We start from the raw sequence: 26295 nt of genomic DNA on the forward strand, positions 1-26295 counted from the left end.
ACCTTCCTGAACGCCGGCTTTTCATCCGAGGGTCGTGGGTTCGAGCCCCACGGGGCCCACACCTTCCTGAACGCCGGCTTTTCATCCGAGGGTCGTGGGTTCGAGCCCCACGGGGCCCACACCTTGGTCAGGACCGCCTGCCTCCCAGTCTCGCTTCGCACTCTTGTCTAGAATGCGACGGATGGGCCGACGATCGCAGCGCGAGCGGCCGGGCACCCCCACCGGCCCGGCGACGATGCGCCGACGCCGCCGGAAGCTGGTGCCGGCACTCGCCCTCGGCGCGATGGCACTCGGGGTCTCCGGACTCCTGCTGATCCTGCCGAGCGTCTCGAGTGCCTGCCAGCCGGTGTCCTCGTCGACCTCGGCCTCGGCCGTCGCTGCCCCCGGCGTCTCGGCCGACCGCGTCGCCGCGGCGATCGAGCCCGGGTCACGCGTCCTGATCGTGGGTGACTCGTACACCTCGGGTCGGGGCTCGGCCAGCGGACTCCGCGGTTGGGCGCAGGACCTCAGCGAGGACCGTGGGTGGACGGCCAAGATCGACGGGTACCCGGGCACGGGCTACGTCGACACCGGTCGGACCGGTTCGTCGCACTACACGTACGGGCCCCGCATCGAGCGGCACGCTTCGTTCGACCCCCAACTCGTGATCGTGCAGGGCAGCCAGAACGACTGGCTCGTCGACGCGGACACCCTCCGCGCCACGGTGGAGCGGACCCTCCGCACGGCGCAGCAGACCTGGCCGGACGCCGTCGTGGTCGCGCTCGGCCCGTCAGCACCGCTCCCGTGGGCGAACTCGACCGTCGGCGTCGCCGCGTCGGTCTCCGCGGGGGCCGCCGCCGCCGGCGTGCCCTACATCGACGCCCTCGCCGGCAGGTGGTTCACGTCGAGCAACAGTCCGGGGTACTCCGCCGTCGACGGCGGCCACCCGAACGACGCCGGTTACCAGTACCTGGCGGACCGCGTCAGCGAATCCCTCGATGCCCTCGCCGCACCCGTCGGCAGCGCCCGTTGCGTCTGAGCGAGATCACCCAGTCCTGAACGGGGTACAACCCGTCCCCAGCGGGCTCATGGCAGATCCCCTGCCCACCACAGCCCGCCCTCAGCGGATTGTTGGCCTGCCGCCGATAGTGTCGTTCCCGGATCCGATCACCGGATCCTGCAGCACAGCACCACCACGAACGAACGGGGTACACCGTGATCGAGCCCATCGAGGCCACGCAGACCAGCACCACCGGTGACGCGCGCCGCATCGTCGAGCTCGCAGCAGCGACCAACACGACGATGAGCAACGAGCTCCTGCTCGACACGCTCCGCCGCAACGCCCAGGTCACGACCCGCCACATCCGCAAGGACTTCATCGAGGTCGCGACGGCCACCGCCGTGCTCGGCTACGTCTGCCGGCAGCGCAAGGACTTCATCGCGCTCCGTGGCGACGACCCGGCGTGGGCGCACGAGGTCGGCCGGTACGCGACCGAGTCCCTCGCGGTCGAGGCACTCCGGATGCGCCGCGGCTGACGCGCGGCGTCCGACACGAACGCAGAAGGCCCCGCCGGACACCCGGCGGGGCCTTCCTCGTGTCAGCGGTGGCGCCGACCGGAGTCCTCAGGACCAGACGCGGCGGATCCCCCACGAACCGGTCCAGGTCTCGTCCGGCTCGAGCCAGCGCAGGCCCTCGCCCGAGTTCAGGGCGTTGGCGGGTGCCGTCATCGGTTCGACCGCGATGGCCAGGCCCTTCCCGTCGCCGCGCGGGTACTCGCGCGACGTGAAGACCTGCACGTAGGGGAACGAGGCGTCCTGCCAGAGCTCCACACCGTCGCCCTCGGGCCCGTGCATCGTCGTGCGGCGGATCCCGTCTGCGTCGGGGGTGACGTCCGTGTAGGCGGTGTCGAGGTCCGAGTCCCCGGCACGTCGCCCCTGGCGCAGGTCGTACGGCGTCCCCTCGACCGGCACCGAACCGTTCGGGACCTTCTGCTCGTCGACGGTGAAGGCGGTCGCGGCGTCGAGCGTGACGACCAGGTCGTCGGCGGGGGTGTCACCGGCACGCAGGTACGGGTGTGCGCCGACGGCGAAGGGTGCGCGGACGCCCGAGCGGTTCGTGACCTCGTGCGTGACGCGGATGCCGTCGTCGACGAGTTCGTGCAGCACGCGCGTCTCGAGGGTGAAGGGCCATCCGTGCTGCGGGTGGATCGTCGCTTCTTGCTGGATCGACGTCTCGGTCTGGGAGACGACCCGGTACGGGGCGAACCGCAGCAGTCCGTGCGAGGCGTTGCCGTACTTCGGCTCCGAGATGTCGAGCTGCTGCCGCTCGCCGTCGAGCTCCCACACACCACCGGCGACGCGGTTCGGCCAGGGTGCCAGCACGATACCGTTCGCCCCCGGCGGCTGCTCGGTCACGGGGAACGGCTCGGTGATGTCGAAGCCGGCGACGCGGAGTTCGCGGATGCCCGCGGCGACCTCGGTGACCACGGCTTCGACGACCCCGTCGGGTCCGGCGTGGTGGAGGCGGTATTGGCCACCCGTGGGTGCTGCGGTCATGGGGTGTTCTTCCTTCCGGCTGGTTCGGTGCGGTCCTCGCCGTCGGCGACGACCACCTGGGCCCCGGCCGCCCGGATCGTGGCGACCGCGGCGGCGTCGGCCCCGGCGGTGACGACGACGTCGATGTCCTCGAGCGCGCGGACGACCCCGATGTGGGCCCGGCCGAACTTCGACCCGTCCGCGACCACGACCGTACGCCGGGCCGTCGCCGCGAGCATCCGCTTGGCCTCGGTCTCGGGCAGGTTCACGTTCGTCAGGCCGTGGTCGACGTCGAGGCCGGTGCCACCGAGGAACACGACGTCCGCGGCGATCATCGGCAGGACCGCGCCGTTGAAGGGGGCGACGAGCGAGTGCTGCAGGGGCCGGAGGGTGCCGCCGGTGACGATCACGGTGAAGCGCGGGACAGCTCGCTCGAGCGCGAGCGCCGTGGTGAGGGAGTTCGTCACGACCGTGACGCCGGTGAGCTCGGTGCGCGCCACGAGGGCCTCGGCGACGGCGGCCGGCGTGGTGCCGACGTCGAGGACGACGCACTCCCCCTGGCGCACCAGCGCAGCGGCCGCACGGCCGATGGCGGCCTTGGCCACCTGGTGCTCGACGGCGGTCTCCTCGAAGGGGCGCTCGGTGGACCCGGCCCCGAGGCGGACCGCACCCCCGTGCACCCGGCGGATCCGGGCCTCCTGGTCGAGGACGGCGAGGTCCTGGCGGACCGTCACCTCGCTGGTGCCGAGGGACGCGGCCAACGCGGCCGTCCGGACCATCCCGGGGGCGCCGTCGACGATCGCGACGATGCGGTCCTGCCGCAGGGGCGCGGGCAGCGCGCCGGCGAGGAACGAGAGGTCGGCGTCCGTCATGGGGACAGTTTCACTTGCTTCCGATGCCTTTCGCAACGCTTCGTACGGGCGCTAGGCTGTTCCGGTGATCACCAAGCGCGTGACGAAGCTCGCGGACGGCCGCGACCTCTTCTACTTCGACGACGCCGACTCGACGCTGCCCGCAGAACGCAGCATCGACGAGCGCGTGCTCGACCCGCGGCCCGAGACGGCGCGGATGCGGCAGGACGTCCTGACGGGCGAGTGGGTGTCGATCGCAGCGTCCCGCCAGAACCGGGTGTTCCTGCCGCCGGCCGACCAGGATCCGCTCGCACCCCAGAGCCCGGCCAACCCGTCCGAGATCCCGAGCCGCTACGACGTCGCCGTGTTCGAGAACCGCTCGCCGTCGTTCGGCCCGCTGCTCGAAGCCGACGACGCTCCCGAGTCGCTCGAGTCCCTGAGCGACGTCGGCCTGAACCGGCAGCTCCGCTCGGTCGGCCGGTGCGAGGTCGTGTGCTTCTCGCCCGAGACCTCCGGGTCCTTCGCCTCCATCTCCGAGTCGCGCGCCCGCACCGTCGTCGAGGCCTGGGCGGATCGCACCGCCGCGCTCTCGGCGATGCCGGGCATCCAGCAGGTGTTCCCCTTCGAGAACCGGGGTGAGGCGATCGGCGTCACGCTGCACCACCCGCACGGGCAGATCTACTCGTACCCGTACATCACGCCGCGGACCCAGCGCCTGCTCGCGAGCATCGAGCGGTTCGGCCCGGACCTGTTCGAGCAGCACCTCGCGAACGAGCGGGGTTCCGAGCGGGTCGTCCTCGCTGGCGAGCACTTCACCGCCTTCGTCCCGTTCGCCGCGCGCTGGCCCATCGAGATCCACATGCTGCCGCACCGCCACGTCCCCGACTTCGCCGGCCTGACCGACGCCGAGAAGGACGAGCTGGCCCACATGCACCTCCGGCTCACGCGTGGGCTCGACGCGCTCTACGGCGACCCGACCCCGTACATCGCCGCGTGGCACCAGGCCCCGGTGCACACCGCCCGCGACACCGTGCGGCTGATGCTGCAGATCACCTCGCCGCGACGTGCGGCGGACAAGTTGAAGTTCCTGGCCGGCAGCGAAGCCGCCATGGGCGCCTGGATCGGGGACCTCGTTCCCGAGAAGGCAGCCGAGTTCATCCGACAGGGAGTCGAGCGCGCATGACGTTCCAGCAGGTCTACGGGTACGAGCCGACGGTGCGGTACTCCGCCCCGGGTCGCGTCAACCTGATCGGTGAGCACACCGACTACAACGACGGCTACGTGCTGCCCTTCGCGATCGACCGTCGCACCACCGCGTCCATCGCGCAGCGCGACGACCGGAGCATCCGCGTCGCCTCCGCCTTCGACCCCGCGAGCGAGCCGGTGGCGCTGTCCCTCGACGACCTGTCGCCGGAGGCCATGGACGGCTGGTCGGCCTACGTCTTCGGCATCGCCTGGGCCCTGCGCGAGCAGGCCGGAGCCGATCTGGGCGACAAGACCGGCTTCGACGTCTTCATCGAGTCCGACGTGCCGGTCGGTGCGGGTCTGTCGTCCAGTGCCGCGATCGAGTGCGGTGTCGCGCTGGCGTTCAACGACCTGTGGGAACTCGGCCTCGACCGGAAGACCCTGGCGCGCGTCGGGCAGTACTCGGAGAACCACGCCGTCGGTGCCCCCACCGGGATCATGGACCAGTCCGCCTCGCTGCTCGGCGAGCAGGACGCCGTCGTGTTCCTCGATTGCCGCACGCTCGACACCGCCGTCGTCGACCTGGCGCTCGAGGCGAACGGGCTCGAGGTCCTGGTCATCGACACCCGCGTCGAGCACGCCCACGCGACCGGTGGCTACGCGGCTCGTCGGGCCTCGTGCGAGAAGGGTGCGCAGGTGCTCGGTGTCGAGGCCCTGCGTGACGTCAGCGTCGAGGACCTGCCGCGTGCGCAGGAGCTCCTGGACGACGAGACCTTCCGCCGTGTGCGGCACATCGTGACCGAGGACCAGCGCGTCCTCGACACCGTCCGCACGCTGCGCGAAGAGGGCCCGCGGGCGATCGGTTCGCTGCTCGTCGCGTCGCACGAGTCGATGCGCGACGACTTCGAGATCTCCGTGCCGGAGCTCGACCTCGCCGTCGCGACGGCCGTCGCGCACGGCGCGGTCGGTGCACGCATGACCGGCGGCGGCTTCGGCGGCGCGGCGATCGCGTTGGTCGACCGGGAGGCCCGTACCGGCATCGCCGCGGCCGTCACCGCCGCCTTCGCCGATGCCGGGTACCGCGAACCGACCGTCTTCACGGTGCACGCCGCGCAGGGCGCCCGCCGCGACTGACAGCCCGCGACCAGTCAGCGGGTCATGTGCCCGATCGTGACCGAGACCCCGCCCCACGGGAACCCGTGTGGACGCAGGACCTCGTGCTGCACCTGGTCCATCACCACGTGACCCTGCCACACCGTGTAGACGAGCACACCGACCACGACGACCACCGGGACGGCGAGGTACGCCGCGTACCGGATGACGTCGCCGAGGGCTCGCTGGCCGTGCCGTTCGAGCGTCGGCGGCAGGAACACGCCGACCACCACGACGAGCAACAGGACCGCGAGCGCGACGGGCGCCGTGTGCCCCTCGACCTGCACGGTGGGCGGCGCGCTGGCGACCCGGTTGCCGGCGTTGTCGATCCAATTGCCGGCGGTGTCCGTCCCGCCGTAGTCGGCCGAGATCGACCACGTGGTGATGCTCGGCCACAGCGCGACGGCGCCGATGCCGACGACCGCCAGTCCCCACCCGCGCGGGCGGAGCCGTCGACCGGTCGGCGCCATCACGGGCGCGGTCTGCACGGTGTCCCCCGTGGTCGGGACGCCAGCACCTCGCGGGGCGCTCACGGCTGGTACCCCGGACGCTCGATCGACGACGAGACGTCCCCGATGGTGAACGGGTGCAGGTTGCCGTGCGCGACCGCCCAGTACACCCACTCGTACTGCACGATGAACAGCACCCACACCAGCACGGTCACGCCGACGACCCCGGCCAGACCGAGGGCGAGCACACGGTCCTGGTCCCAGCGCGCAGCACCGCGTCGAGCGACGCCGACGACGAAGCCGGCGACGGCGAAGCCGAGCGTGAGCACGACCCAGCCGATCCACGGCCGCGCCTCGAACTGCACCGACCCGGGAGAGGCCTCCGGCGTGCTCCCCGGCAGCAGCGGAGCGGCCGACCAGTTCTGACCGATCGCCTGCAGGAACAGGCAGATCAGGGTGATCCAGACGAGCTTCCGGGCGTCCGTCGTGAACAACGTCTCGCGGCCCCGTGGCTCCGCGGCGGTCGTGGTCATGCTCGAACCGTAGCGCGGCACGGCCCGCAGCAGAACCGCCCGTCCGAGGGGCGGTCCCGGACCCGGCCGTCCCCGCGACCGGACCGACGGGGCGGGGGGCGAGCCGCGCCTCCTGGCCGCCCTTCGTGAGCAGGAATGGTCGAGTCGCACACCGGGACCCGACCATTCCTGCTCACGAAGCGGGGCGAGGGAGCGCCCGAGCGAGCGCCCGTGCCGCGCCCGCAGCGCCTAGTGCAGGTGCCGCTCGGCGGCCTCGACCACGTTCTTCATGAGCATCGCGCGGGTCATCGGCCCGACGCCGCCCGGGGTCGGCGACAGGAAGCCCGCGACCGACGCCACCGCGGGGTCGACGTCGCCGTGCAGCTTCGCCTTGCCGGTCTCCTCGTTCACCACGCGGGTGATGCCCACGTCGATCACGGCCGCGCCGGGCTGCACCCAGTCCGGCTCCACGAGCCCGGCGACCCCGGCCGCGGCGACGATGATGTCGGCGCGACGGCACTCCGCGGCGACGTCCGCGGTCAGCGAGTGCGTCAGGGTCGCGGTCGCCTCGAGGCGGGTGAGCAGCAGGCCGAGCGGGCGCCCGACGGTCAGGCCCTGCCCGATGATCGTCACGTGGGCACCCCGGATCGGGACCTCGTACGCCTCGAGCATCGCGACGATGCCCCGGGGCGTGCACGGCAGCGGGGCGTCGATCGTGCCCGCGCCGCCCGGTACGGCGAGGACGAGCTCACCGAGGTTGGTCGGGTGCAGGCCGTCGGCGTCCTTCGCGGGGTCCATCAGCTCGAGCATCGGGATCGGGTCGATGCCCTGCGGCAGCGGGAGCTGCACGATGAACGCGGTGACCCGGGGGTCGTCGTTCATCTGCAGGATCGCCGCTCGGATGTCTGCAGCACTCGCCGACGACGGCAGGTCGATGCGGACCGAGTCGAGCCCGATCTGCGCCGAGTCCTTGTGCTTGCCGGCGACGTAGGACACCGAGCCCGGGTTCTCACCGACCATGATCGTGCCGAGCCCGGGGCGGAAGCCGTGGTCGTGCAGCCGGTCGATGCGGGTCTTCAGGTCGTCGAGCGTGCGGGCGGCGAGGGCGGTGCCGTCGATGCGGACGGCACTGCCCTCGCCCGCCCAGCGCTCACGCGGCATCGGCGCGAGCGAGGACGTGGCGGTCACGCGTACAGGGGGAACGCGTCGGTGAGGGCCTTGACCCGGGCCGAGAGCGCGTCGATGTCGGGGTTCGGCATGAGCGTCAGCGCGATGATGTCCGCCACCTCGGCGAACTCGGCGTCGCCGAAGCCGCGGGTCGCCAGCGCCGAGGTGCCGATGCGGACACCCGAGGTGACCATCGGCGGGCGCGGGTCGAACGGCACGGAGTTGCGGTTCACGGTGATGCCGACCTCGTGCAGCAGGTCCTCTGCCTGCTTGCCGTCGACCTCGGACTCGCGCAGGTCGACGAGCACCAGGTGCACGTCGGTGCCACCGGTCAGGACGTCGATGCCCGCGGCCGTGGCGTCGTCCTGCGTGAGCCGGTCGGCCAGCGCCTTCGCCCCGCGGAGCGTGCGCTCCTGGCGGTCCTTGAACTCCGGCTGGCCGGCGAGCAGGAACGCGGTGGCCTTGGCAGCGATCACGTGCATGAGCGGGCCGCCCTGCTGGCCCGGGAACACAGCGGAGTTCAGCTTCTTGAAGAGCGACTCCTCGTTGGACAGGATGATGCCCGATCGCGGACCGGCGAGCGTCTTGTGCACCGTCGACGACACGACGTGGGCGTGCGGCAGCGGCGACGGGTGCAGGCCCGCGGCGACGAGCCCGGCGAAGTGCGCCATGTCGACCCAGAGCGTCGCGCCGACCTCGTCCGCGATCTCGCGGAACTTCGCGAAGTCGAGCTGGCGGGGGTAGGCCGACCAGCCGGCGATGAGGACCTTCGGCTGGTGCTCGATCGCCTTCGCGCGGATGTCGTCGTAGTCGACCTCGAAGGTCTCCGGGTCGACGCCGTACGACACGGCGTTGTAGATGCGGCCGGAGAAGTTGAGCTTCATGCCGTGGGTCAGGTGACCGCCGTGGGCGAGCTCGAGGCCGAGGATGGTGTCGCCGGCAGAGGCGATGGCGTGCAGGACCGCGGCGTTCGCGCTGGCGCCGGAGTGCGGCTGGACGTTGGCGTAGGCGGCACCGAACAGGGCCTTCGCCCGGTCGATGGCGAGCTGCTCGGCGACGTCGACGAACTCGCAGCCGCCGTAGTAGCGCTTGCCCGGGTAGCCCTCGGCGTACTTGTTGGTGAGCACGGAGCCCTGCGACTCGAGGACGGCGCGCGGCACGAAGTTCTCGGACGCGATCATCTCGAGGGTGTCGCGCTGGCGGCCGAGCTCCTGCTGCAGGACGGCGGCGATCTCGGGGTCGACCTCGCTGAGCGGGGCGTTGAAGGCGGCGCGGGCCGCGGCCTGGTCGACGGCACCAGCGGGGGCCTCCGCCGACTCGGACACGAACGGGGGCAGATCGGCAATGGACACGGGACTCCTACGGTGTGCGGACGACCAGCTGGTCGCACTCGGACGGTCGGTCGGTGCAGCCCAGGCGTACGGCCGCGCACCGTGTCTTTGTCGCTCCCCGATGGTGACCCATCCAACGCCAGTCGCGACCTGACGATCGTACCGAGCGACCCCGCCCTGTGTCACCCTGGGTGCATGACGCTGCTCTCGCCCGACGTGGACGAACGGACCACCACGGACGAACGGACCAGTGCGCGGGCGGACACCCCGTGGGTCACCGTGGTGTGGGACGACCCGGTGAACCTGATGTCGTACGTCACCTACGTCTTCCAGCGGCACTTCGGGTTCTCGCGCGAGCACGCCGAGCGGCTCATGCACCAGGTGAACGACGACGGTCGGGCGATCGTGGCGACGGGTCCGCGTGAGTCGATGGAGGCTCACGTGCAGTCCATGCACGGCTACGGGCTGCAGGCGACCGTCGACAAGGCCCCCGAAGCGTGATCCCGTTCGTCCGCCGCGCCGACGGCGTGCACCTCGGCCTGTCCTCCGGCGAGCGCGAGCTGCTCGCCTCGCTCACCGAGCAGCTCCGGCAGGTGCTCGACGGCGACCTGTCGGCGGACCCGGTCGCCGAGCGGATGTTCCCGGACGCCTACCCGGGTGACGACGAGGCGAGCGCGGAGTTCCGGAAGTACACGCAGTCCGACCTGCTCGTGCAGAAGACGACGAACGCCTCGATCGTGCACGACTGGCTGACGGGTACCCGCGACGGTTCGCTCGACGCCGAGGACGAGCAGGCGTGGCTCCGCACCCTCACCGACCTGCGGCTGACGATCGCCGACCGGCTGGGCATCGAGGACGCCGACGACGAGGAGCGCTCCGTCGAGGCCGACGCGGGCGTCGGCCTGCGCGACGTCTACGACTGGCTCGGCTCCGTGCAGGAGCACCTGGTCCTCACGCTCACGTCGCGCTGACGGTCCGCGGCCTGGAGGCCCGGATCACCTCCGGCGCGGTGGGTCACCCCAGCAGGTCGTCGCGGTGGGCTCGCGCCCAGTCGGCCAGGCTCCGGGGTGCGGTGCCGGTGATGCGCAGGACGTCGTCGCTTATGACGTCGACGCCGTCGAGGCCGCGGCGCACGACCCGGCCGAACTGCTGCCGGAGCCCCTCGGCCTGCCACGCGGGCACGCCGCTCAGGCGCAGCGCGCCGGCGTAGACCCGGCTCGGCAGGTGCAGGGGGCGCACGGGTCGGCCGAGCCCTGCGGCGAGCGCGGCGGCGACACCTCGCGCGTCGAGCAGGTCCGGCCCGGTGAGCACCGGCTCGGTGCCGTCGTGGCCGTCCTCCGTCAGCACCCGGGCGGCGGTCCGGGCGATGTCCTCGGTGTCGATCCAGCCGATCACCCCGCGGCCCGTGGTGTGCGGGAACCACCCCCGTCGGATCGCCGGCGCCGAGGGCTGCACGTTCGTCATGAACGACGAGGGGTGCAGGATCGTCCACGCCAGTCCGCTCGCGCGCACCTGCCGGTCGATGTGCCAGGCGGCGCTCGCCCACGTCATCGGGGAGTGCTCGGCGGCGTCCCCGCCGGACAGCTGCACGATCCGACCGACCCCGGCCCGCTGCACCGCACGGACCCCGGTGGCGCCCTGCTCGCGCTGCCGCTGACTGACCGGGGTCACGAGGAAGAACCGGTCGACCCCGTCGAGCGCCGCGGCGAGCGCGTCCTCGTCGTCCAGGTCGGCCAGGCGGCCGTCGATGCCCCGGGCCCGGAGCGCGTCGACCTGTTCGGGCCGACGGACCACGGCACGCACCGTCACCCCGGCCGCCCGCAGCAGCTCCGCCGTCTTGCCCCCGACGTCCCCGGTCACGCCGGTGACCGCCACGATCTCGCCCATCTCTGCTCCCGTCACACTGACCCGTTCCGGTATCAGTTTCCTGATACCAGAACGTACGCCGGTACGATCGCCCCGTGCCCCAGGAACTCCCAGCCCCGCGCGACGACGTCGACGTCGACGTCGACGGCATCGTGGCGTGGACGGTGATCCGGGCCGCACGGACGCTCTCCCGCCGACTCGCGGCCGAGCTGGCACCACTCGGGTTGACGCCCGTCGAGTTCGGGGCGCTCATCCAGCTCGCGGTGGCCGGGGAGCGCAGCCAGGCCGACCTGGCGCGGGCGGTCGGCGTCCGACCGCAGAGCATGACGACGCTCATCGGGGGGCTCGCGACGCGGGGACTCGTGGAGCGGGGCGCCGCACCAGGCCGGGGACGGGCCTCCCGGATGCGGCTGACCGACCAGGGCGAGGCGCTGCTGGCACGCGCGCACCCGATCGTCCGGGCGAGCAACGCGTGGTTCGGCGACGGAGCGGAACCGATCTCGGCGACCCTGCTCCCGTTGCTCGAGCCGGACACGGGTGATGACGGTTCCGCCGTTCCGTGACCGATATCGGAAGGCAAACTTGCAAGGTGAGCTGGTGACGGACTAGCCTCCGGGACGTGACCGACGCACCGGAGACCGACCCGACCGACCTGGCCGACGCCGTGCTGAGGATGCACGGACGACTGCGGCGGTCGTTGCTGGCCTCGAAGTCGGACGACGTCACGGCGTCGCAGACCGCCGCTCTCGGACGCCTGCTGCGGTACGGGCCGGCCACCATCGCCGACCTGGCCCGAGCCGAGGGGGTCCGACCGCAGTCGATGGGCGCGACCGTCCAGGCCCTGGTCGACCTCGGCCTGGCCGAGCGGCAGCCCGACCCGACCGACGGCCGGCGGTCGATCGTCAGCGCGACGGCGGCCGGTCGGGACGCCCGCCAGGCCGCCTGGGCCGCGCGGAACCGCGAGCTCACCGAGCGACTCGCGACCCTGCCCGAGGCGGACCGTCGCGTCGTCGCGCGGGCGATGGACCTGCTCGGGCCGATCGTCGACCCCTGACCCGCGCACCCCGCTCCCAGTCCTGCAACCGGAAGAAGCGCCTCACGTCCACCACCACCACCCCCGACACGACCACGGGCAGCGGCTTCGGCCCGAAGCTCCTCATCCCGGTGCTCGTCGGGCCCCTGCTCAACCCGATCAACACCACGATGGTGTCGGTCGCCCTCACCCCGATCTCCCGCGACCTGGGCATCGGTGCGGCGCAGGCGATCTGGCTCGTCGCGGCGCTGTACCTGGCGAGTGCGATCGCGCAGCCCACGATGGGCAAGCTCGCCGACCGGTTCGGCCCGAAGAAGGTGTTCCTGACCGGGCTCGTCATCGTCGGCGTCGCCGGGGTGGTGCCCGAGGTCCTGACCGGGTTCGGCGGTGCGGTGTTCGCCCGGGTGCTCATCGGCATCGGGACGTCGTCGGCGTACCCGGCGGCGCTCACCACGCTCCGGCAGCACTCCGCCCGGATCCGGAAACCGACGCCACCGCTCGTGCTCGGGGCGCTGTCGATCACGTCGCTCGTGTCCGCCGCCGCCGGCCCACCGCTCGGCGGGGCGCTCATCGCCGCGTTCGGCTGGCACGCGATCTTCCTGGTGAACGTGCCGCTCGCGGTGTTCGGCATCGTCGTGGCGACGCTCTGGCTGCCGTCCGACCGGCTGCGCCCGCGCGACGACGCCGCCCTGCCGGTGCTGCAGGCGCTCGACCCGCTCGGCATGGTGCTGATGACCGGGACCGTCTCGGCGCTGCTCGTCTTCCTGCTCGACCTGTCCGCCGGGCTGTGGTGGCTGCTCGCGGTGGCCGTCGTGCTGCTCGTCGCCCTGGTGGCGTGGGAGCTGCGGGCCGTGCGACCGTTCGTCGACGTGCGGCTGCTCGCCCGGAACGGCGCGTTGTCCCGGACGTACGGCCGCCTGTTCCTGACGTACCTGCTCGCCTACACGATGACCTACGGGTTCTCGCAGTGGGTGCAGGACGTCGCGGGCTACCCGAGCGACGTCGCCGGGTACATCCAGCTGCCGGCCGCGATCGTCGCCGGGGTGGCCTCGTTCGTGGTCGCACGCAAGACCGCGGTCCGCGGGCCGCTCGTCGTCGCCGCGCTGGTGCCGATCGTCGGCGGTGTGCTCCTGCTCTTCCTGCACACCGGGTCACCCGTCGTCCTGCTCGCGCTGACCCCGGCACTGTTCGGGGTGCCGCAGGCCCTGGCGTCGGTGTCGAACCAGGCGGCGCTGTACCGGCTCGTCCCCGCGGAGTACATCGGCACCGCGGCCGGGCTGTCCCGCACCGCGGTGTACATCGGGGCGATCGCGGCGTCCTCGCTCATCGGCGGTGTGTTCGGCCAGGCCCCGACGACGCCGGACCTGCACGTGTTGGCGTGGGTGATCCTCGGCGTCGCGGTGCTCCTGACCGTGCTGACCCTGGCCGACCGTCGCCTGCGGGACGCCGACGCCGGGAGCGCCACCGCCGCTGCATCCGCGTCTGACGCCGAGTGAGCAGAAGATGACGGGTCGCACGCCCGCATCCGACGTCTTCCGCTCACTCGACGGCCTCCGGACCCCCTGGAGCACCTCGCCACCCGCGGACCGGTAGCGTCGCAGGCATGGCGAACGGCGGCGGGTTCAGCAGCGACACCAAGGCAGGCGCGATCTGGAACGTGGTGATCTGCGGAATCCTCTGCATCGGCATCCCGATCGCGGCGATCGTCAACGCCGACCGGGGTTCCGCGTACGTCGGCATCGGCGTCGCCGCGACGGTCCTGGCCCTGTGCATGGAGGTCTACTTCGTCCGCCGCCTGCTCGCGCACCGGCGCTGACGCCGAGCGCGCCGGCAACGTCACCGCCGCCTGACGCTTCGTGAGCAGGAACGGTCGAGTCGCCGCTGCCCACTCGACCATCCCTGCTCACGAAGCACGTCCCCCGCGGCCGGTACCCTGATCCGGTGACCGACCCGACCCCCACGCACTGGACCCTGACGCTCGTCTGCGACGACCAGCCCGGGATCGTGCACGCCGTCTCCGGAGCGATCGTCGCCGCCCAGGGCAACATCACCGAGTCGCAGCAGTTCTCCAGCGCCGACACGAACACGTTCTTCATGCGCCTGCAGGTGATGGCGCCGGTGGACCGTGCCGCCTTCGAGGCAGCGCTCGCCCCCGTCGCCGCCCGCTACGACGCCCGCGTCCAGCTCGACGTCGTCGGTCGTCCGCTGCGCACCCTCGTGCTCGTGTCGAAGGCGGGCCACTGCCTGAACGACCTGCTCTACCGGCAGCGCGGCGGACAGCTGCCGATCGAGGTCCCCCTCGTGCTGTCCAACCACGCGGACCTGTCCGAGCTCGCCGCGTTCTACTCCGTGCCGTTCGAGCACCGTCCGGTCACCGACGCCGAGTCGAAGGAGCAGATGGAGCGGCGCGTGCTGCAGGCGGTGGAGGAGCACGACATCGAGCTCGTGGTCCTCGCCCGCTACATGCAGATCCTGTCGCCCGAGCTCTGCACGGCACTCGAGGGCCGTGCCGTGAACATCCACCACTCGTTCCTGCCCGGCTTCAAGGGCGCGAACCCGTACCGGCAGGCGCACGCCCGCGGGGTGAAGCTGATCGGCGCGACCGCCCACTTCGTGACGAGCGACCTCGACGAGGGCCCGATCATCGAACAGAACGTCGTCCGCGTCGACCACACCAAGGAACCGGCCGAACTGGTGTCCATCGGGCAGGACGAGGAGTCCCGCACGCTCACCCAGGCGGTGCGCTGGATCGCGGAGGACCGCGTCCTGCTCGACGGCGCCCGCACCATCATCTTCAAGTAGGCAGCACCATGACCAACGCCCCGCAGTCCCCCGTCGACTGGGAATCGGTTCCCGACCCGGCCGCCGCCCGGCAGCCGCGACGGCGGTTCGAGGCCTGGATGGTCCTGCGGATCGCCGTGATGGTGTTCGGCCTGCTGTCCCTGGCCTTCTGGGGCTACTGGTCGTGGCAGCTCCCGCTCCCCGGCTACCTGTTCATGGTCGGGGCTCCCCTGTTCGCCGCGGTCGTCTGGTACTTCTTCCGGTCGCCGCGCTCCCCGATCGAGACCGACATCGTCGGCAAGACCATCGTCGAGGTCGCGCTGGTCGTCGCCGCAGGCGCGACCTGGATCTCCATCGGCCACCCGGTCGTCGGGATCGTCTTCATCGTGATCGCCGCCCTGAGCGGCGTGATCGCGTTCCGCAAGGAGACGGCATGAGCACCACGGGCCTCCAGACCGGCCAGGAGGCCCAGCGCACGCTGGTCCGCGCAGCCCGCGTCGTCGACGCGGCCGGCACCACGGCCGACGGCTGGGTCCTGGTCGTCGGCGACACGATCCACGCGACCGGCTCCGGCCCCGAGGCCCCCGCGGCCGACCGGGTCGTCGACCTGGGCGACGCGGTCCTGACGCCCGGATTCGTGGACCTGCACGGGCACGGTGGGGCCACCGAGGCGTACGAGGACGACTCGTTCGACCGTTCGCTCGCCATGCACCGTTCGCACGGCACGACCCGCTCCGTCCTGTCGCTCGTCGCGAACCCGGTCCCGGCACTCGCGGCGTCGCTGGCCCGCGTCCGCGCCGTGATGGCGACCGACCCGCTCGTGCTCGGCGTGCACCTGGAGGGACCGTTCCTGTCCCCGCACAACAAGGGTGCGCACAACGAGTCGTTCCTGATCAACCCGACGCCCGCCGCGGTCGACGCCCTGCTCGGAGCGGGCGAGGGTGTCATCCGCCAGGTCACGATCGCGCCCGAGCTGCCCGGAGCCCTCGACGCCGTCCGCCGCTTCGTCGAGGCCGGCGTCACGGTCGCCGTCGGCCACACCGTCGGCACGTACGACCAGGCCCGTGCCGCGTTCGACGCCGGCGCGACGATCCTGACCCACGCCTGCAACGCGATGCCCGGGCTGCACCACCGAGCACCGGGGCCGATCGGCGCTGCCGTGGCGGACGACCGCGTGACGCTCGAGCTCATCCTGGACGCCGTGCACGTGCACCCAGTCGTGGCGGACACGCTCTTCCGGGCGACGCCGGGTCGTGTGGCGCTGATCACCGATGCGATGGGGGCCGCTGGCGCTGCGGACGGCTCCTACCGGCTCGGGTCGCTGGACGTCACGGTCACCGACGGGGTCGCGCACGTCGCGGGGACGGAGACCATCGCGGGGTCGACGCTGACGCAGGACGTGGCGCTCCGCAACGCGGTCTCGCTGGCCGGGCGGACCCTGCCCGAGGCCGTGGCGGCGCTGACGAGTGTGCCGAGCGCCGCGCTGGGGCTCGGCGACCGCCTGGGTCGGCTCGCGCCGGGGTTCGCCGCCGACCTGGTGGCGCTGTCGCCGTCGCTCGAGGTGCAGCGCGTGTGGGGCAGCGGGCGCGAGCTGCGCTGAGGAACGGCGCCACGCGCTCGGGTTGACCCAGACTCACCGGTCGACCGGGCGCCCCCGCTCGCCGCTCGCCCACGACGTGTCCGCCGTCTCCCCGACCCGGAGCGACAGCGTGCCGCCGCGCGTCACGAACGACGCCGGCACCCACGACCGCTCGTGTGTCCACCCGTTCAATCGGGCGCCCTGCACGTACGGCTCGGTCCCCGAGGACCGGATGACGATGCGCTGGCCACTGGAGCGCCGGATGTCGACCGTGCTGAACGTCGGGCTGCCGATGAGCATGTCGGCACGACCGGGCGTCTGCGGGAACAGGCCGATCGAGGCGAAGACGTACCAGGCGCTCATCGTGCCGAGGTCGTCGTTGCCCGGCAGCCCGCCGGGGCCGGTCGAGTAGGCGTCGTCCACGACCTGCCGCACGGTCTCCTGCGTCTTCCAGGGCTTGCCGAGCGCGTTGTACATCCACGGCGTGTGGATGTCGGGCTCGTTCGTCGGGTCGAACTTCGTGGCGTCGCCACCGGTCACCGCGAACGCACCAGTGCTGTCGTGGAAGAAGTCGTCGAGCCGAGCGGTCGCTGCGTCGTCACCGCCGAGCGCGGTCGACAGCCCCTGCACGTCCTGCGGCACGAGCCAGGTGTACTGCGCGCTGGTGCCCTGCGCGAACCCGGTTCCGGTCGAGGGCGACCAGCCGGGCGTCCACGATCCATCCGCCTGGCGAGCGGCCTGGTAGCCGACGGCCGCGTTGAACGTGTTCTTCCAGTAGGTCCCGCGCTCCGCGAACATCCGGGCGTCGGAGCGCAGCCCCAGGGAACCCGCCCAGTACCCGAGCGCACTGTCGGAGATCGAGTCCTCGAGGGTCTCGGCGGCCCCACCCCAGCAGGAGCAGTCGTCGTTCGCCGCGTACTGCCGCTCCAGGTACTCGTCGAGTGCGGGCCGCTGCGCCAGGCACTGTCCCGGGCACCCGATGTCGCTCTCGGCGTCGGTGTTCTCGACCGTCGCCTGGCGTTTCAGGGAGGCGTAGGCGGCCCGGACGTCGAAGTTCCGGACGCCCATGGCGTACCAGGTGGCGAGCGTCGCGGCCGAGGGATCGCCGGTCATCACGTGCGTCGGCGCTCCGAGGTGCAGCCACCGGTCCCACACCCCGCCGTTCTGCTCGGCGAACCGCAGCATCGACTGCGCCATGTCCCCGGCGACGTCCGGCCGCAGCAGGGCCAGCAGCTGGATCTGCGCCCGGTACTGGTCCCACCCGGAGTACGTGCCGTAGACGGCCCGGTGTCCGCGGTCCATCCGGTGCACCCGCAGGTCGGGCCCGAGGTAGCGCCCGTCGCGGTCGTTCAGCGTGTTCGGCTGCATGAGTGCGTGGTACACGGACGTGTACAGCTGGGTGGTCCGGTCCGCCGTGCCGCCACCGACGCGCAGGCGCGACAGTTCACGGTTCCAGGAGGCCCGTGTGCCGGCCGCCACGCTGGCGACGGTCGAGCGCTTGGTCACCTCGCCGTCACGGTTGGCGACGGCTCCGGCCGCGCTCACGTACGAGATGCCGATCCTCGCCTGCACCGTCGCTCCGCGACGCGCGTCGAAGCCCACCCACGCGCCGGAGCCGCGTCCGGCGCGCTCGGCGCCGGTCAGGTAGCCCTCCCCGCCGGAGGAGGACGTGCCTCCAGGCTGGACCGTGCCGTCCTTCCAGGTGCCGGTGCTCGCGAACGCCGTGTCGAAGGTCGCGGTGAAGTAGAGGCGGTAGTAGCTGCGGCGGTCCGGGTTGGTGGCGCCGCCGCCGTTCGCGCGACGGCTGCAGAAGCCGCCCGTCAGGACGCTGCCGCTGACCGTGCGGGTGCGCGGGTCGACCCGGGTGGTCGCGGCCTCGCTGCCGTTGATCGAGTTCGAGGTGCGGAAGAGCAGGTTCGCGTCCTTGCCAGCGGGGAACGTGAACGCGCCCACGCCGGCACGGGTCGTCACGGCGAGGTCGGTGCGGACGCCGTTGTCGAGCGTGACGCCGTAGCGGCCGGGGCTCGCGGACTCCTGGCCGTGGGAGTACCCGGCGGCGTAGACGGCGTCCTTCGAGTCGGCGGACGGCGAGGTCGTGACCGGGGTGGTGACCGGCATGATCGGGACGTCCCCGGCAGCACCCGGCGCGCACCCGGCACCGTTCAGGTGGGTCAGGCTGAAGCCGCGCAGCCGGTTCACGTCGTACGAGTAGCCGTTCGCGACCGGGGTCGAGGTCTGGTCGCCCGCGGTGCCGGTCGGACTCCACTGCATCATGCCGAACGGCGCGGTGGCGCCGGGCCACGTGTTGCCGTCACCGCTCGTGCCGATGAAGGGGTCGACGTACCGGGCGGGGTCCGTGACCGGTCGGCCGACGTGCGCGGCGGGCGCGGCCTCCGCCGGGGCCGCGACGACCCCGGTGCCGAGGAGGGCGGCGATCGCGGCCACCGCGGCGAGCGGCAGGGGGCGGACGAGCGGGCGGCGGTGCACGCGAGATCGGTTCACGTCCGTGACGCTAGCCCCCTCGGACGGGGGACGCTCGACCGGACACCGAGCGCTCTCCCGCTGTTCACGTCGGGTTCGGCGACGGGCCCGGCCCCGCCCGGTCAGACGACGGTACGCGCGGCGACCTCGTCGACGAAGGTGCGGACCCGCTGCCGGAACACCGGGTCGGCGGCGGCCCCGCGGACGGGCACGACGTGCAGCCGCCGGTCCCCCCGGCGCAGCGCCGGCCCCACGAACACCCCCTCGGCGACGTCCGGCGCGGTGGCCGACCAGAGCGTCGAGCGAGCGCCGTCCTCCGCGGTCCGCGCCATGCTGCGGGCGATCACGCCGCCGAGGCGCTGCGTGAGGGTCTCGGCCTGGTCGTTCATCCCCGTCGCCGCGATGCCGGGGTGTGCGATGACCGAGCGGACGTCCGAGCCGGCCGCGCGGAGCCGCTCACCGAGGTCGACCGCGAGCGCGGTCGCCGCCGTCTTCGAGTCGGTGTACACGGCGAGCTGGGAGTAGTCGCTCGGATCGTCCACCCCGCCCGGTGCGGGCACGCGGCGGGTGCGCTGCGACAGGTTCGACCCGACGAGGACGACCCGGGGCGACGGTCCGCCGAGCACCGGGAGCATCGCGTCGGCGAGCACGGCCGGGCCGACGACGTTGGTGGCCCAGGTGCGCTCGATGCCCTCGTCGGTCAGCCCGAACGCGCCCAGCGTCGCGCCGGCGTTGTTGACGAGGGCGTCCACGACGATGCCCTCCGCCACGAGCTGCCGGGCGAACGCCGTGACCGAGGCGACCGACGCGGTGTCGACGACCCGCGCCTCCAGGCCGACGGGCAGGACGCGAGCCGCCTTGTCGGGGTTGCGGACCGCCGCGATGACGCGCGCTCCGGCGGCAGCGAGCCGGGTCGCGACCACCAGCCCGAGCCCGCCGGTCGCGCCGGTGACCACCACGGTCCGGCCGTGCTGGTCGGGCATCGCTGACGGTTCCCACTCGAAGGTGTCCATGCTCGTCTCCTGCTCACTCGTCGTCTGCAATCGGATGATCCATCCGGAACGCTAGCACAAGCGGATAGAGTGTCCGGATGACGATCGCGATGGCCCGACCCGAAGCGCTGCGCTCCGATGCGCAGCGCAACCGGACCGCGCTGCTCGACGTCGCCCGGTCGTACCTCGAGCGGGGCGAGCAGCCGCTCCTCAACGCCGTCGCGCACGAGGCCGGTGTGGGTGTCGGGACCGCCTACCGGCACTTCCCGTCGCAGCAGCACCTGCTCGAGGCGCTCGCGATCGACGCGCTCGAGGACATGCTCGACCTCGTCCGTGTCGCCGTCGCACTGCCCCACGCGGCGGACGCGCTCCGGGGGGTCGTGACGGCTGCGTTCCGGAGCATGGTCGACGATGCCGCCCTCGGCGACCTGCTGACGAACGGCGGGTTCTCGTGCGCCGACACCGCGGCGCTCGCTGGCGACCTGGTCGAGTCCGTCGACGCGCTGCTCGCGCGGGCGCGGGCCGAGGGGCTCGTGCGTGCGGACGTCGACGCGGACGACCTGCGACGGCTGCTGTGCGGGATGCGGGCGGCCACCGTGGCGGGTGGCTCCCGGGTGCACGACCCCGAGCGCTACGTCGAGGTGCTGCTGGCGGGCCTCCGCCCGGCCTGACCACCACCCTCGCGCCCCGCGTGCCTCGCTGTCAGGATGGGCGCATGAGCGTCATGGTGTCCGTCTTCGATGCGTACCGGTCCCGCACGAGCGAGAAGTACACGGCCTACCCGCCGGACGTGCTCCCCATGTTCGTCGCCGAGATGGACAGCATGCTCGCGGAACCGATCCGCGACGCCCTGGTCACGGCGGTGACGAACGGCGACACCGGGTACGTCGGGCACGGGCGGGCCCTGCCCGAGGCGTTCGCCGACTTCGCGGAGAGCCGGTGGGCATGGCGGGTCGACCCGGACCTGGTCCGCACCACCACGGACGTGTCGGTCGCCGCGGTCGAGGTGCTGCGCCGGGTCATCGAGCCGGGTGACCAGGTCGTCATCATGCCGCCCGTGTACCCGCCGTTCTGGGAGTACGTGTCCGAGGCCGGCGGCACCGTCACCGAGGTCCCGCTGCTCGCCCCCGCAGGCCCGGCCGACCCCTTCGACACCACGGCCGGCTGGCGGATGGACCTGGACGGCCTCGCGCGGGCGTTCGCCGACGGAGCCCGCACGGTGCTGCTCTGCAACCCGCACAACCCCCTCGGGCTGGTGCACGACCGCGCGTCGCTCGTCGCACTCGCGAAGCTGGCCGCCGAGTGGGACGCCGTCGTGGTGTCCGACGAGATCCACGCGCCGCTCGTGCACGCCGACGCGGTGTTCACCCCGTTCCTGGAGTCCTGCCCCGAGGCCGCGTCGCTCGGCGTCGCCCTGACGAGTGCGAGCAAGGCCTGGAACCTCGCCGGCACCAAGTGCGCGCTGATGATCGGCGCCTCGGAGCGGGCCCGCGCCTGGTTCGACGGACTGCCCACCGAGGTCGTCGAGCGCACCGGCATCCTCGGCTACACCGCGAGCGTCGCGGCCTTCGGCGAGGGCGGGCCGTGGCTGGCTTCGCTGCTCACGGAGCTCGCGGCGAACCGGCGCACCCTGGCCGAGCGGATCGGTGACGTGCTGCCCGGCGCCGAGTACCGGCAGCCGCAGGCGTCGTACCTGGCGTGGCTCGACCTGCGGTCGCTGCCGTGGGGCGACGACCCCGCGGCGGAGCTCGTCGACCGCGCGAAGGTGGCGCTCGGCTCCGGCCCGGCGTTCGGACGACAGGGCCGGGGGTTCGCGCGGCTGAACTTCGGGTGCTCGGCAGAGACCCTCGACGAGGGACTCAGCCGCCTCGCCGCAGCCGCGCGCGCCTGAACTCGGGCCCGGGGCCTACTCGAACCGCTGCCAGGCCGGCTTGTTCGCGTACGTGTAGCGGTAGTAGTCGGCGAGCTGCAGCCCGGCGGCGGCTTCCTCGTCGACGACGACGGTCGCGTGCTCGTGCAGCTGCAGGGCCGAACCGGGCACGAAGGAGCTGAGCGGGCCCTCGATCGCAGCGGCGACGGCCGCCGCCTTCGACGCGCCCTGCGCGACGAGGACGAGCTCGCGGGCCTCGAGGATGGTGCCGAGCCCTTGCGTCATGCAGTGCGTCGGAACCTGCTCGGGCGAGTCGAAGAAGCGCGCGTTGGCGTCACGGGTCGACGGTGCGAGGGTCTTGATGCGGGTGCGCGAGGCGAACGACGAGGTCGGCTCGTTGAACCCGATGTGGCCGTTGGCCCCGATGCCGAGGATCTGCACGTCGATCCCGCCCGCGGCACGGATCGCTGCGTCGTACTCCTTGGCCGCGAACTCCAGGTCGGCGGCGCGGCCGTCCGGCACCCGCACGCGCGAGGCGTCGAAGCCGAGCGGTGCCACGACGTCGCGGGCGATCACGGCCGCGTACGACTCGGGGTGCTCGAGCGGGATGCCGACGTACTCGTCGAGGGCGAACCCACGGGCCTCGGCGAACGAGATCTCGCCCGCCTGCACCCGGCGCTGCAGGTCGGTGTAGATGCCCTGGGGGCTGGATCCGGTGGCGAGACCGATGACGGCGGACGGCTTCTTGGCGACGACGGACGCGATCTTGGCCGCGGCGACGCGACCGACCTCGTCCGGCGTGGGCAGGATGATGATCTCCACACGGCCAGCCTACTGGTCATGACCAGTCTCCGACAGGGGTCGTGTGGGTAGCGTGAGGGCATGCCGACCCCCGACTTCGTCCTGTCCCTGCGCGAGAAGATCGGCACGGCGCCGCTCTGGCTGTCCGGCGTGAGCGCGATCGTGACGCGCGGCTCCGGCGCCGACCGCGAACTGCTCGTGGTGCGACGGGCCGACACGGGCGCGTACACCCCGGTCACCGGGATCGTCGACCCGGGCGAGGAACCCGCCGTCGCCGCCGAGCGCGAGGTCCTCGAGGAAGCGGACGTCGTCGCCGTCGCCGAACGCCTGGCGTGGGTGCAGGTGCTGCCCGAGATGACCTACCCGAACGGCGACCGGTCGCAGTACCTCGATCTGGTCTTCGCCTGCCGGTACGTCTCCGGGACGCCGAACCCCGCCGACGGCGAGAACACCGAGGCGTTCTGGGCTCGGGTCGACGCCCTGCCCGACATGTCCGAGAACATGCGGGCACGCGTCGAGGCCGGGCTGGCGGACGAGCGCGAGGCGCGCTTCCAGCGCTGACCCCACCTGCCTGGAGGCGCGGTGCCGGACCGCCACGGGCCTCCCGTCCGCAGTCGGTCGCGACCACCCCGCGGAAGCGACAGCAGGCCGCGAACCTTCAGCGGGGAACTGTCGCCTTCACGGCGAGGACGGGCCGAGGCCGGCGAGAACTGTCGCTTCCGTGCGGGGGCGGGGCCGGGTGCTAGCCGAGCGGTGCGACCGCCACCGGTGCGCCGAGCAGGCGCACGGCGACGGGGTCGCCGGTGACCCGGCGGTCGCCGACCTCGTGCTGGACGGTCACGACGGTGTCGTCGTCCAGGCGGACGGTCGTCCGGCGGATCGACCCGAGGAAGCTCGAGGTGACGACGGTGCCGGTGACGCCCTCGGGGGCGAAGGCGATGTCCTCCGGCCGGACGTAGGCGAGCACCGGCCCGTCAGCGGCCGAGGAGTCGAGGGCAGGCACCCGGAACCCGTACACGAAGACGTCGCCCCCGCGCAGATCGCCCTGCAGCCGGTTCGACTGACCGACGAAGTCCGCCGTGAAGGCCGACGACGGCGTGCGGTAGAGCTCCTCGGGCGTGCCGATCTGCTCGATGTCGCCCGCCTGCATCACGGCGATCCGGTCGGAGACGGCGAGTGCCTCCTCTTGGTCGTGCGTCACGAACACCGTGGTGATGCCGAGGTCGCTCTGGATGCGGCGGATCTCGTCGCGCAGCGAGACCCGGACCTTCGCGTCCAGGGCCGACAGCGGCTCGTCGAGCAGGAGCACACGGGGCCGGGTGACCAGGGCACGAGCCAGGGCGACGCGCTGCTGCTGCCCGCCGGAGAGCTGGTGCGGGTAGCGCTCGGCGAACTCGCCGAGGTGGACCATGTCGAGGGCCTCGACCACGCGGCTCCTGCGCTCGACGGCGGGGACCCGGCGCATCTCGAGGCCGAAGGCGACGTTCTGCCGGACCGTCATGTGCGGGAACAGCGAGTACTGCTGGAACACCATGCCGATGTCGCGCTTGTCGACCGGGGTGTCGGCCACGTCCTGGCCGTCGATGCGGATCGAACCGGCGTCGATCGCCTCGAGGCCCGCGAGCGCGCGGAGCGCCGTCGTCTTGCCGCAGCCGGACGGGCCGAGCAGCGACACGAACTCTCCCGGCTCGACACGGAGGGACAGTCCCGCGAGCGCCCGGTGCGCGCCGTAGTGCTTCTCGACGGCGTGGAGTTCGACGACGGCACCGGTGGTGGCGAGGGAGGCCGGGGCTGCCGGAGCGGTGACGGTCATGCGGACTCCTGGGTGCGGGGACGACGGGTGGTGCGGGTGCGGCCGACCGGGCCCGTGCGACGGGTCCCGATGCGGCCGATGAGGACGAGCAGCACGAAGCCGAACACGAGCGCGGCGACCGAGAAGATCGCGGCGACGTACGGGTCGGTCCCCTGCACGAGCACGAGCCCGGTCTGGAACGTGCTGCGGGAGAGGAACGCGGCGAGGGTGTACTCGCCGAGGACCACGGTGATCGTGAGGAAGCACGCGGCGGTGATGCCCCGACGCAGGTTCGGCAGGAGCACGCGCCAGGTGACGGTCCACCACGAGGCACCGAGCGAGCGGGCCGCCTCGGACAGGACGATCAGGTCCATCGCGGTGATGGCGGCGGCGATCGGGCGGAACGCGAACGGCAGTGTGACGATGCCGATCGCAAACGCCAGCGTCCAGGCGCCGGAGCCGAAGACCTGCGAGACGACCTGGTACACGGGGATGAACCCGACGACGAGCACCACGACCGGCACGGTGATCGGCACGATGCAGACGAACTCCAGGATGCGTCGGAGCCTCGGGTAGCGGAGCGCGGTGATGATCTGGGCGGGCAGCAGCACGAGCAGCACGATCCCGACGGTGATCACGGCGATGAACAGCGACGCACCGAGCCCGTCGAACACCGGCTGGTAGGTGAACGCGTTGGCCGGGTCGCCGATCGCTGCCCAGTGCGCGAAGGTCAGGCCGCCGTCGGTGCCCTGCCGGAACGTGAACTGCACGAGGGCGACCAGCGGGACGGCGAACAGCAGCCCGATCACGGTGAGCACGATCGCTGCCGCGCCACGGGACGGCGCCGTGCCGAAGCGGCGGACGCGGGACGGGCCTCCGAACCGAACCGGCTGCGCCGGCCGCACCGGCCGCACCGGGGCCGCCGCGCTCATCGCTGCCACCTGGCGGCACGGCGCTGCAGCAGCGAGTAGGCGCCCATCACGACCGCCATCACGACCACCATGCCGAACGCGAGCACCCCGGCGACGTTCTGCAGGCCGACGAGCGTCTCGCTGGTGAGCTGTGTGCGGATCGTGAGCGGCACGATGCCGCCCTGCGAGATGAGGGCCGCGGCGGTGGCGAACGACGAGAAGCCGTTCGCGAAGAGCAGCAGGAGCGACCCCCAGAACGCCGGCGCCAGCACCGGCAACGCGATCCGGCGCCAGTACGTCAGGCGCGAGGCGCCGAGGGTCGCGGCGGCCTCGCCCCACGCGGGCCGGACGCCCTCGAGTGCGGGCATGAACGTGAGGACCATGAGCGGCACCTGGAAGTAGACGTAGGGGATCACGAGCCCGGGCACCGTGTACAGGAAGGCGCCGTCCGCGTTGAGGTCGACGTGGAAGACCGTGACCAACCACGTCGTGACGAGGCCCTGCACGCCGATCGTCGCGATGAACGCGAACGCGAGCATGACGCCGCCGAACTGGGCGAGGACGCTGGCCGCCGAGTCGATCATCGACCGGACCAGCCCGTCCGGCCGCAGTGCCGAGAGCGCCCAGCAGACGACCGCGCCGAGCACGGCACCGATGACCGCGGACGCGGCCGACAGGCCGAACGACCCGCCGAACGCCCGCAGCACGGACGGGTCGGCGAAGGCCGCGAGGTTCGCGAACGTGAACGCACCGGAGCCGTCGAAGAAACCACTGCCGATCGCGATCACGGCGGGGACGGCGAGGAACAGCAGGACGTAGGCGGCGAAGGGCGTCAGCCCCAGCCAGGCGAGGCCGACGCGGCGCCGGACACGGGGTCCGGCGCTGCGTCGGACGGCATCGGCGGACGCTCGCGCGGACGTCGGGCGCACGGGGCTCGTCGCGCTCGTCGCCGGTGCGGCATCGGTCGCGGCTGTGCCGCTCGTCGCCGGCGCGGGCGCGGGTGCGTCTGCCGATGCGGTGGTCATGCT

29 protein-coding genes and 1 riboswitch are annotated in these 26295 nt (G+C 72.5%); of the genes, 16 read left to right on the top strand and 13 right to left on the bottom strand.

What is annotated here, in order from left to right:
* Window positions 1-181 precede the first annotated feature (181 nt).
* Both H7A73_RS14300 and H7A73_RS14305 read left to right on the top strand, forming a co-directional pair.
* Entirely contained in the window at window positions 182-1018 is an 837-nt protein-coding gene (locus H7A73_RS14300; protein WP_182066581.1) for an SGNH/GDSL hydrolase family protein, read from the top strand.
* Window positions 1019-1194: 176 nt separating this feature from the next.
* Complete coding sequence (locus tag H7A73_RS14305; RefSeq protein ID WP_027466636.1) at window positions 1195-1515, top strand: hypothetical protein; 321 nt, start codon at window positions 1195-1197, stop codon at window positions 1513-1515.
* An 87-nt stretch (window positions 1516-1602) separates the two neighbouring features.
* On the opposite strand, the gene H7A73_RS14310 is transcribed toward H7A73_RS14305, so the two are convergent.
* Both H7A73_RS14310 and H7A73_RS14315 read right to left on the bottom strand, forming a co-directional pair.
* Entirely contained in the window at window positions 1603-2535 is a 933-nt protein-coding gene (locus tag H7A73_RS14310; protein WP_182066582.1) for an aldose 1-epimerase family protein, read from the bottom strand.
* Window positions 2532-3386, bottom strand: a complete 855-nt coding sequence (locus H7A73_RS14315; protein WP_182066583.1) for a DeoR/GlpR family DNA-binding transcription regulator — start codon at window positions 3384-3386, stop codon at window positions 2532-2534. Before H7A73_RS14315 ends, H7A73_RS14310 begins: the two co-directional genes overlap by 4 nt.
* A gap of 64 nt (window positions 3387-3450) precedes the next feature.
* Between H7A73_RS14315 and galT the strand changes: the two genes are divergently transcribed.
* Both galT and galK read left to right on the top strand, forming a co-directional pair.
* On the top strand, window positions 3451-4548 hold the full coding sequence (gene galT / locus H7A73_RS14320) for a galactose-1-phosphate uridylyltransferase (protein ID WP_027466639.1): 1098 nt from the start codon (window positions 3451-3453) through the stop codon (window positions 4546-4548).
* On the top strand, window positions 4545-5684 hold the full coding sequence (galK, locus tag H7A73_RS14325) for a galactokinase (protein WP_182066584.1): 1140 nt from the start codon (window positions 4545-4547) through the stop codon (window positions 5682-5684). Before galT ends, galK begins: the two co-directional genes overlap by 4 nt.
* Before the next feature lie 14 nt (window positions 5685-5698).
* Here the strand turns inward: galK and H7A73_RS14330 are convergent, their stop codons facing one another.
* The 4 genes from H7A73_RS14330 to glyA form a co-directional block, all read right to left on the bottom strand.
* A complete protein-coding gene (locus H7A73_RS14330) occupies window positions 5699-6235 on the bottom strand; it encodes a hypothetical protein (RefSeq protein ID WP_182066585.1) in 537 nt (178 codons plus the stop codon).
* On the bottom strand, window positions 6232-6684 hold the full coding sequence (locus H7A73_RS14335) for a hypothetical protein (RefSeq protein WP_182066586.1): 453 nt from the start codon (window positions 6682-6684) through the stop codon (window positions 6232-6234). The genes H7A73_RS14330 and H7A73_RS14335 overlap by 4 nt, the downstream gene beginning before the upstream one ends.
* A gap of 228 nt (window positions 6685-6912) precedes the next feature.
* Window positions 6913-7824, bottom strand: a complete 912-nt coding sequence (locus H7A73_RS14340; protein WP_182066614.1) for a tetrahydrofolate dehydrogenase/cyclohydrolase catalytic domain-containing protein — start codon at window positions 7822-7824, stop codon at window positions 6913-6915.
* Window positions 7825-7847: 23 nt separating this feature from the next.
* Window positions 7848-9155, bottom strand: coding sequence for a serine hydroxymethyltransferase (gene glyA, locus H7A73_RS14345; RefSeq protein WP_182066615.1), 1308 nt, complete (start codon window positions 9153-9155; stop codon window positions 7848-7850).
* Window positions 9156-9233: 78 nt separating this feature from the next.
* Window positions 9234-9318, bottom strand: a riboswitch (ZMP/ZTP riboswitch).
* Window positions 9319-9356: 38 nt separating this feature from the next.
* Between glyA and clpS the strand changes: the two genes are divergently transcribed.
* Both clpS and H7A73_RS14355 read left to right on the top strand, forming a co-directional pair.
* Window positions 9357-9662: an ATP-dependent Clp protease adapter ClpS gene (gene clpS, locus H7A73_RS14350; RefSeq protein WP_182066587.1), complete on the top strand. Its 306-nt coding sequence runs from the start codon at window positions 9357-9359 to the stop codon at window positions 9660-9662.
* Window positions 9659-10132 carry a DUF2017 family protein gene (locus H7A73_RS14355; protein WP_182066588.1) on the top strand — a complete coding sequence of 158 codons (474 nt, stop codon included), beginning with the start codon at window positions 9659-9661 and terminating at the stop codon, window positions 10130-10132. Before clpS ends, H7A73_RS14355 begins: the two co-directional genes overlap by 4 nt.
* Window positions 10133-10175: 43 nt before the next feature.
* On the opposite strand, the gene H7A73_RS14360 is transcribed toward H7A73_RS14355, so the two are convergent.
* Window positions 10176-11063: an NAD(P)H-binding protein gene (locus H7A73_RS14360; RefSeq protein ID WP_182066589.1), complete on the bottom strand. Its 888-nt coding sequence runs from the start codon at window positions 11061-11063 to the stop codon at window positions 10176-10178.
* A 59-nt stretch (window positions 11064-11122) separates the two neighbouring features.
* Between H7A73_RS14360 and H7A73_RS14365 the strand changes: the two genes are divergently transcribed.
* The 7 genes from H7A73_RS14365 (at window position 11123) to nagA (ending at window position 16441) form a co-directional block, all read left to right on the top strand.
* A complete protein-coding gene (locus H7A73_RS14365; protein ID WP_182066590.1) occupies window positions 11123-11590 on the top strand; it encodes a MarR family winged helix-turn-helix transcriptional regulator in 468 nt (155 codons plus the stop codon).
* A gap of 56 nt (window positions 11591-11646) precedes the next feature.
* Window positions 11647-12081 (top strand): MarR family winged helix-turn-helix transcriptional regulator, encoded by a 435-nt coding sequence (locus H7A73_RS14370; RefSeq protein WP_220456625.1) that lies wholly within the window; start codon window positions 11647-11649, stop codon window positions 12079-12081.
* 110 nt (window positions 12082-12191) lie between these two features.
* Window positions 12192-13556, top strand: a complete 1365-nt coding sequence (locus H7A73_RS14375; protein ID WP_182066591.1) for an MFS transporter — start codon at window positions 12192-12194, stop codon at window positions 13554-13556.
* A gap of 107 nt (window positions 13557-13663) precedes the next feature.
* Window positions 13664-13876, top strand: a complete 213-nt coding sequence (locus H7A73_RS14380) for a hypothetical protein (RefSeq protein WP_182066592.1) — start codon at window positions 13664-13666, stop codon at window positions 13874-13876.
* 125 nt (window positions 13877-14001) lie between these two features.
* Window positions 14002-14862 (top strand): formyltetrahydrofolate deformylase, encoded by an 861-nt coding sequence (purU, locus tag H7A73_RS14385; RefSeq protein WP_182066593.1) that lies wholly within the window; start codon window positions 14002-14004, stop codon window positions 14860-14862.
* Between the two features lie 8 nt (window positions 14863-14870).
* Complete coding sequence (locus H7A73_RS14390) at window positions 14871-15278, top strand: YrdB family protein (RefSeq protein WP_182066594.1); 408 nt, start codon at window positions 14871-14873, stop codon at window positions 15276-15278.
* Window positions 15275-16441: an N-acetylglucosamine-6-phosphate deacetylase gene (nagA, locus tag H7A73_RS14395; protein ID WP_182066595.1), complete on the top strand. Its 1167-nt coding sequence runs from the start codon at window positions 15275-15277 to the stop codon at window positions 16439-16441. The genes H7A73_RS14390 and nagA overlap by 4 nt, the downstream gene beginning before the upstream one ends.
* 33 nt (window positions 16442-16474) lie before the next feature.
* Here nagA and H7A73_RS14400 read toward each other — a convergent pair whose 3' ends face one another.
* Together H7A73_RS14400 and H7A73_RS14405 are read right to left on the bottom strand one after the other, a co-directional pair.
* On the bottom strand, window positions 16475-18922 hold the full coding sequence (locus tag H7A73_RS14400; RefSeq protein ID WP_259362922.1) for a GH92 family glycosyl hydrolase: 2448 nt from the start codon (window positions 18920-18922) through the stop codon (window positions 16475-16477).
* A gap of 101 nt (window positions 18923-19023) precedes the next feature.
* On the bottom strand, window positions 19024-19914 hold the full coding sequence (locus H7A73_RS14405; RefSeq protein ID WP_220456626.1) for an SDR family NAD(P)-dependent oxidoreductase: 891 nt from the start codon (window positions 19912-19914) through the stop codon (window positions 19024-19026).
* Window positions 19915-19991: 77 nt separating this feature from the next.
* Here H7A73_RS14405 and H7A73_RS14410 point away from each other — a divergent pair, with 77 nt between their 5' ends.
* Both H7A73_RS14410 and H7A73_RS14415 read left to right on the top strand, forming a co-directional pair.
* Window positions 19992-20564 (top strand): TetR/AcrR family transcriptional regulator, encoded by a 573-nt coding sequence (locus H7A73_RS14410; protein ID WP_182066597.1) that lies wholly within the window; start codon window positions 19992-19994, stop codon window positions 20562-20564.
* A 44-nt stretch (window positions 20565-20608) separates the two neighbouring features.
* Window positions 20609-21784 (top strand): MalY/PatB family protein, encoded by a 1176-nt coding sequence (locus H7A73_RS14415; RefSeq protein ID WP_182066598.1) that lies wholly within the window; start codon window positions 20609-20611, stop codon window positions 21782-21784.
* Window positions 21785-21799: 15 nt separating this feature from the next.
* Here the strand turns inward: H7A73_RS14415 and nagB are convergent, their stop codons facing one another.
* Window positions 21800-22585, bottom strand: coding sequence for a glucosamine-6-phosphate deaminase (gene nagB, locus H7A73_RS14420; protein ID WP_111032302.1), 786 nt, complete (start codon window positions 22583-22585; stop codon window positions 21800-21802).
* 60 nt (window positions 22586-22645) lie between these two features.
* Between nagB and H7A73_RS14425 the strand changes: the two genes are divergently transcribed.
* Window positions 22646-23125, top strand: a complete 480-nt coding sequence (locus tag H7A73_RS14425; protein WP_182066599.1) for an NUDIX hydrolase — start codon at window positions 22646-22648, stop codon at window positions 23123-23125.
* A gap of 181 nt (window positions 23126-23306) precedes the next feature.
* Here the strand turns inward: H7A73_RS14425 and H7A73_RS14430 are convergent, their stop codons facing one another.
* The 3 genes from H7A73_RS14430 to H7A73_RS14440 are packed head-to-tail and all read right to left on the bottom strand — an operon-like array spanning window position 23307 to window position 26292.
* Window positions 23307-24377: an ABC transporter ATP-binding protein gene (locus H7A73_RS14430; RefSeq protein WP_182066600.1), complete on the bottom strand. Its 1071-nt coding sequence runs from the start codon at window positions 24375-24377 to the stop codon at window positions 23307-23309.
* On the bottom strand, window positions 24374-25288 hold the full coding sequence (locus tag H7A73_RS14435; RefSeq protein ID WP_182066601.1) for an ABC transporter permease: 915 nt from the start codon (window positions 25286-25288) through the stop codon (window positions 24374-24376). Before H7A73_RS14435 ends, H7A73_RS14430 begins: the two co-directional genes overlap by 4 nt.
* Window positions 25285-26292: an ABC transporter permease gene (locus H7A73_RS14440; protein WP_259362923.1), complete on the bottom strand. Its 1008-nt coding sequence runs from the start codon at window positions 26290-26292 to the stop codon at window positions 25285-25287. The genes H7A73_RS14435 and H7A73_RS14440 overlap by 4 nt, the downstream gene beginning before the upstream one ends.
* Window positions 26293-26295 lie beyond the last annotated feature (3 nt).

The sequence above is a fragment of the Curtobacterium sp. ME12 genome (genome assembly GCF_903970855.1).
In the GTDB taxonomy this organism is placed as follows: domain Bacteria; phylum Actinomycetota; class Actinomycetes; order Actinomycetales; family Microbacteriaceae; genus Curtobacterium; species Curtobacterium poinsettiae_A.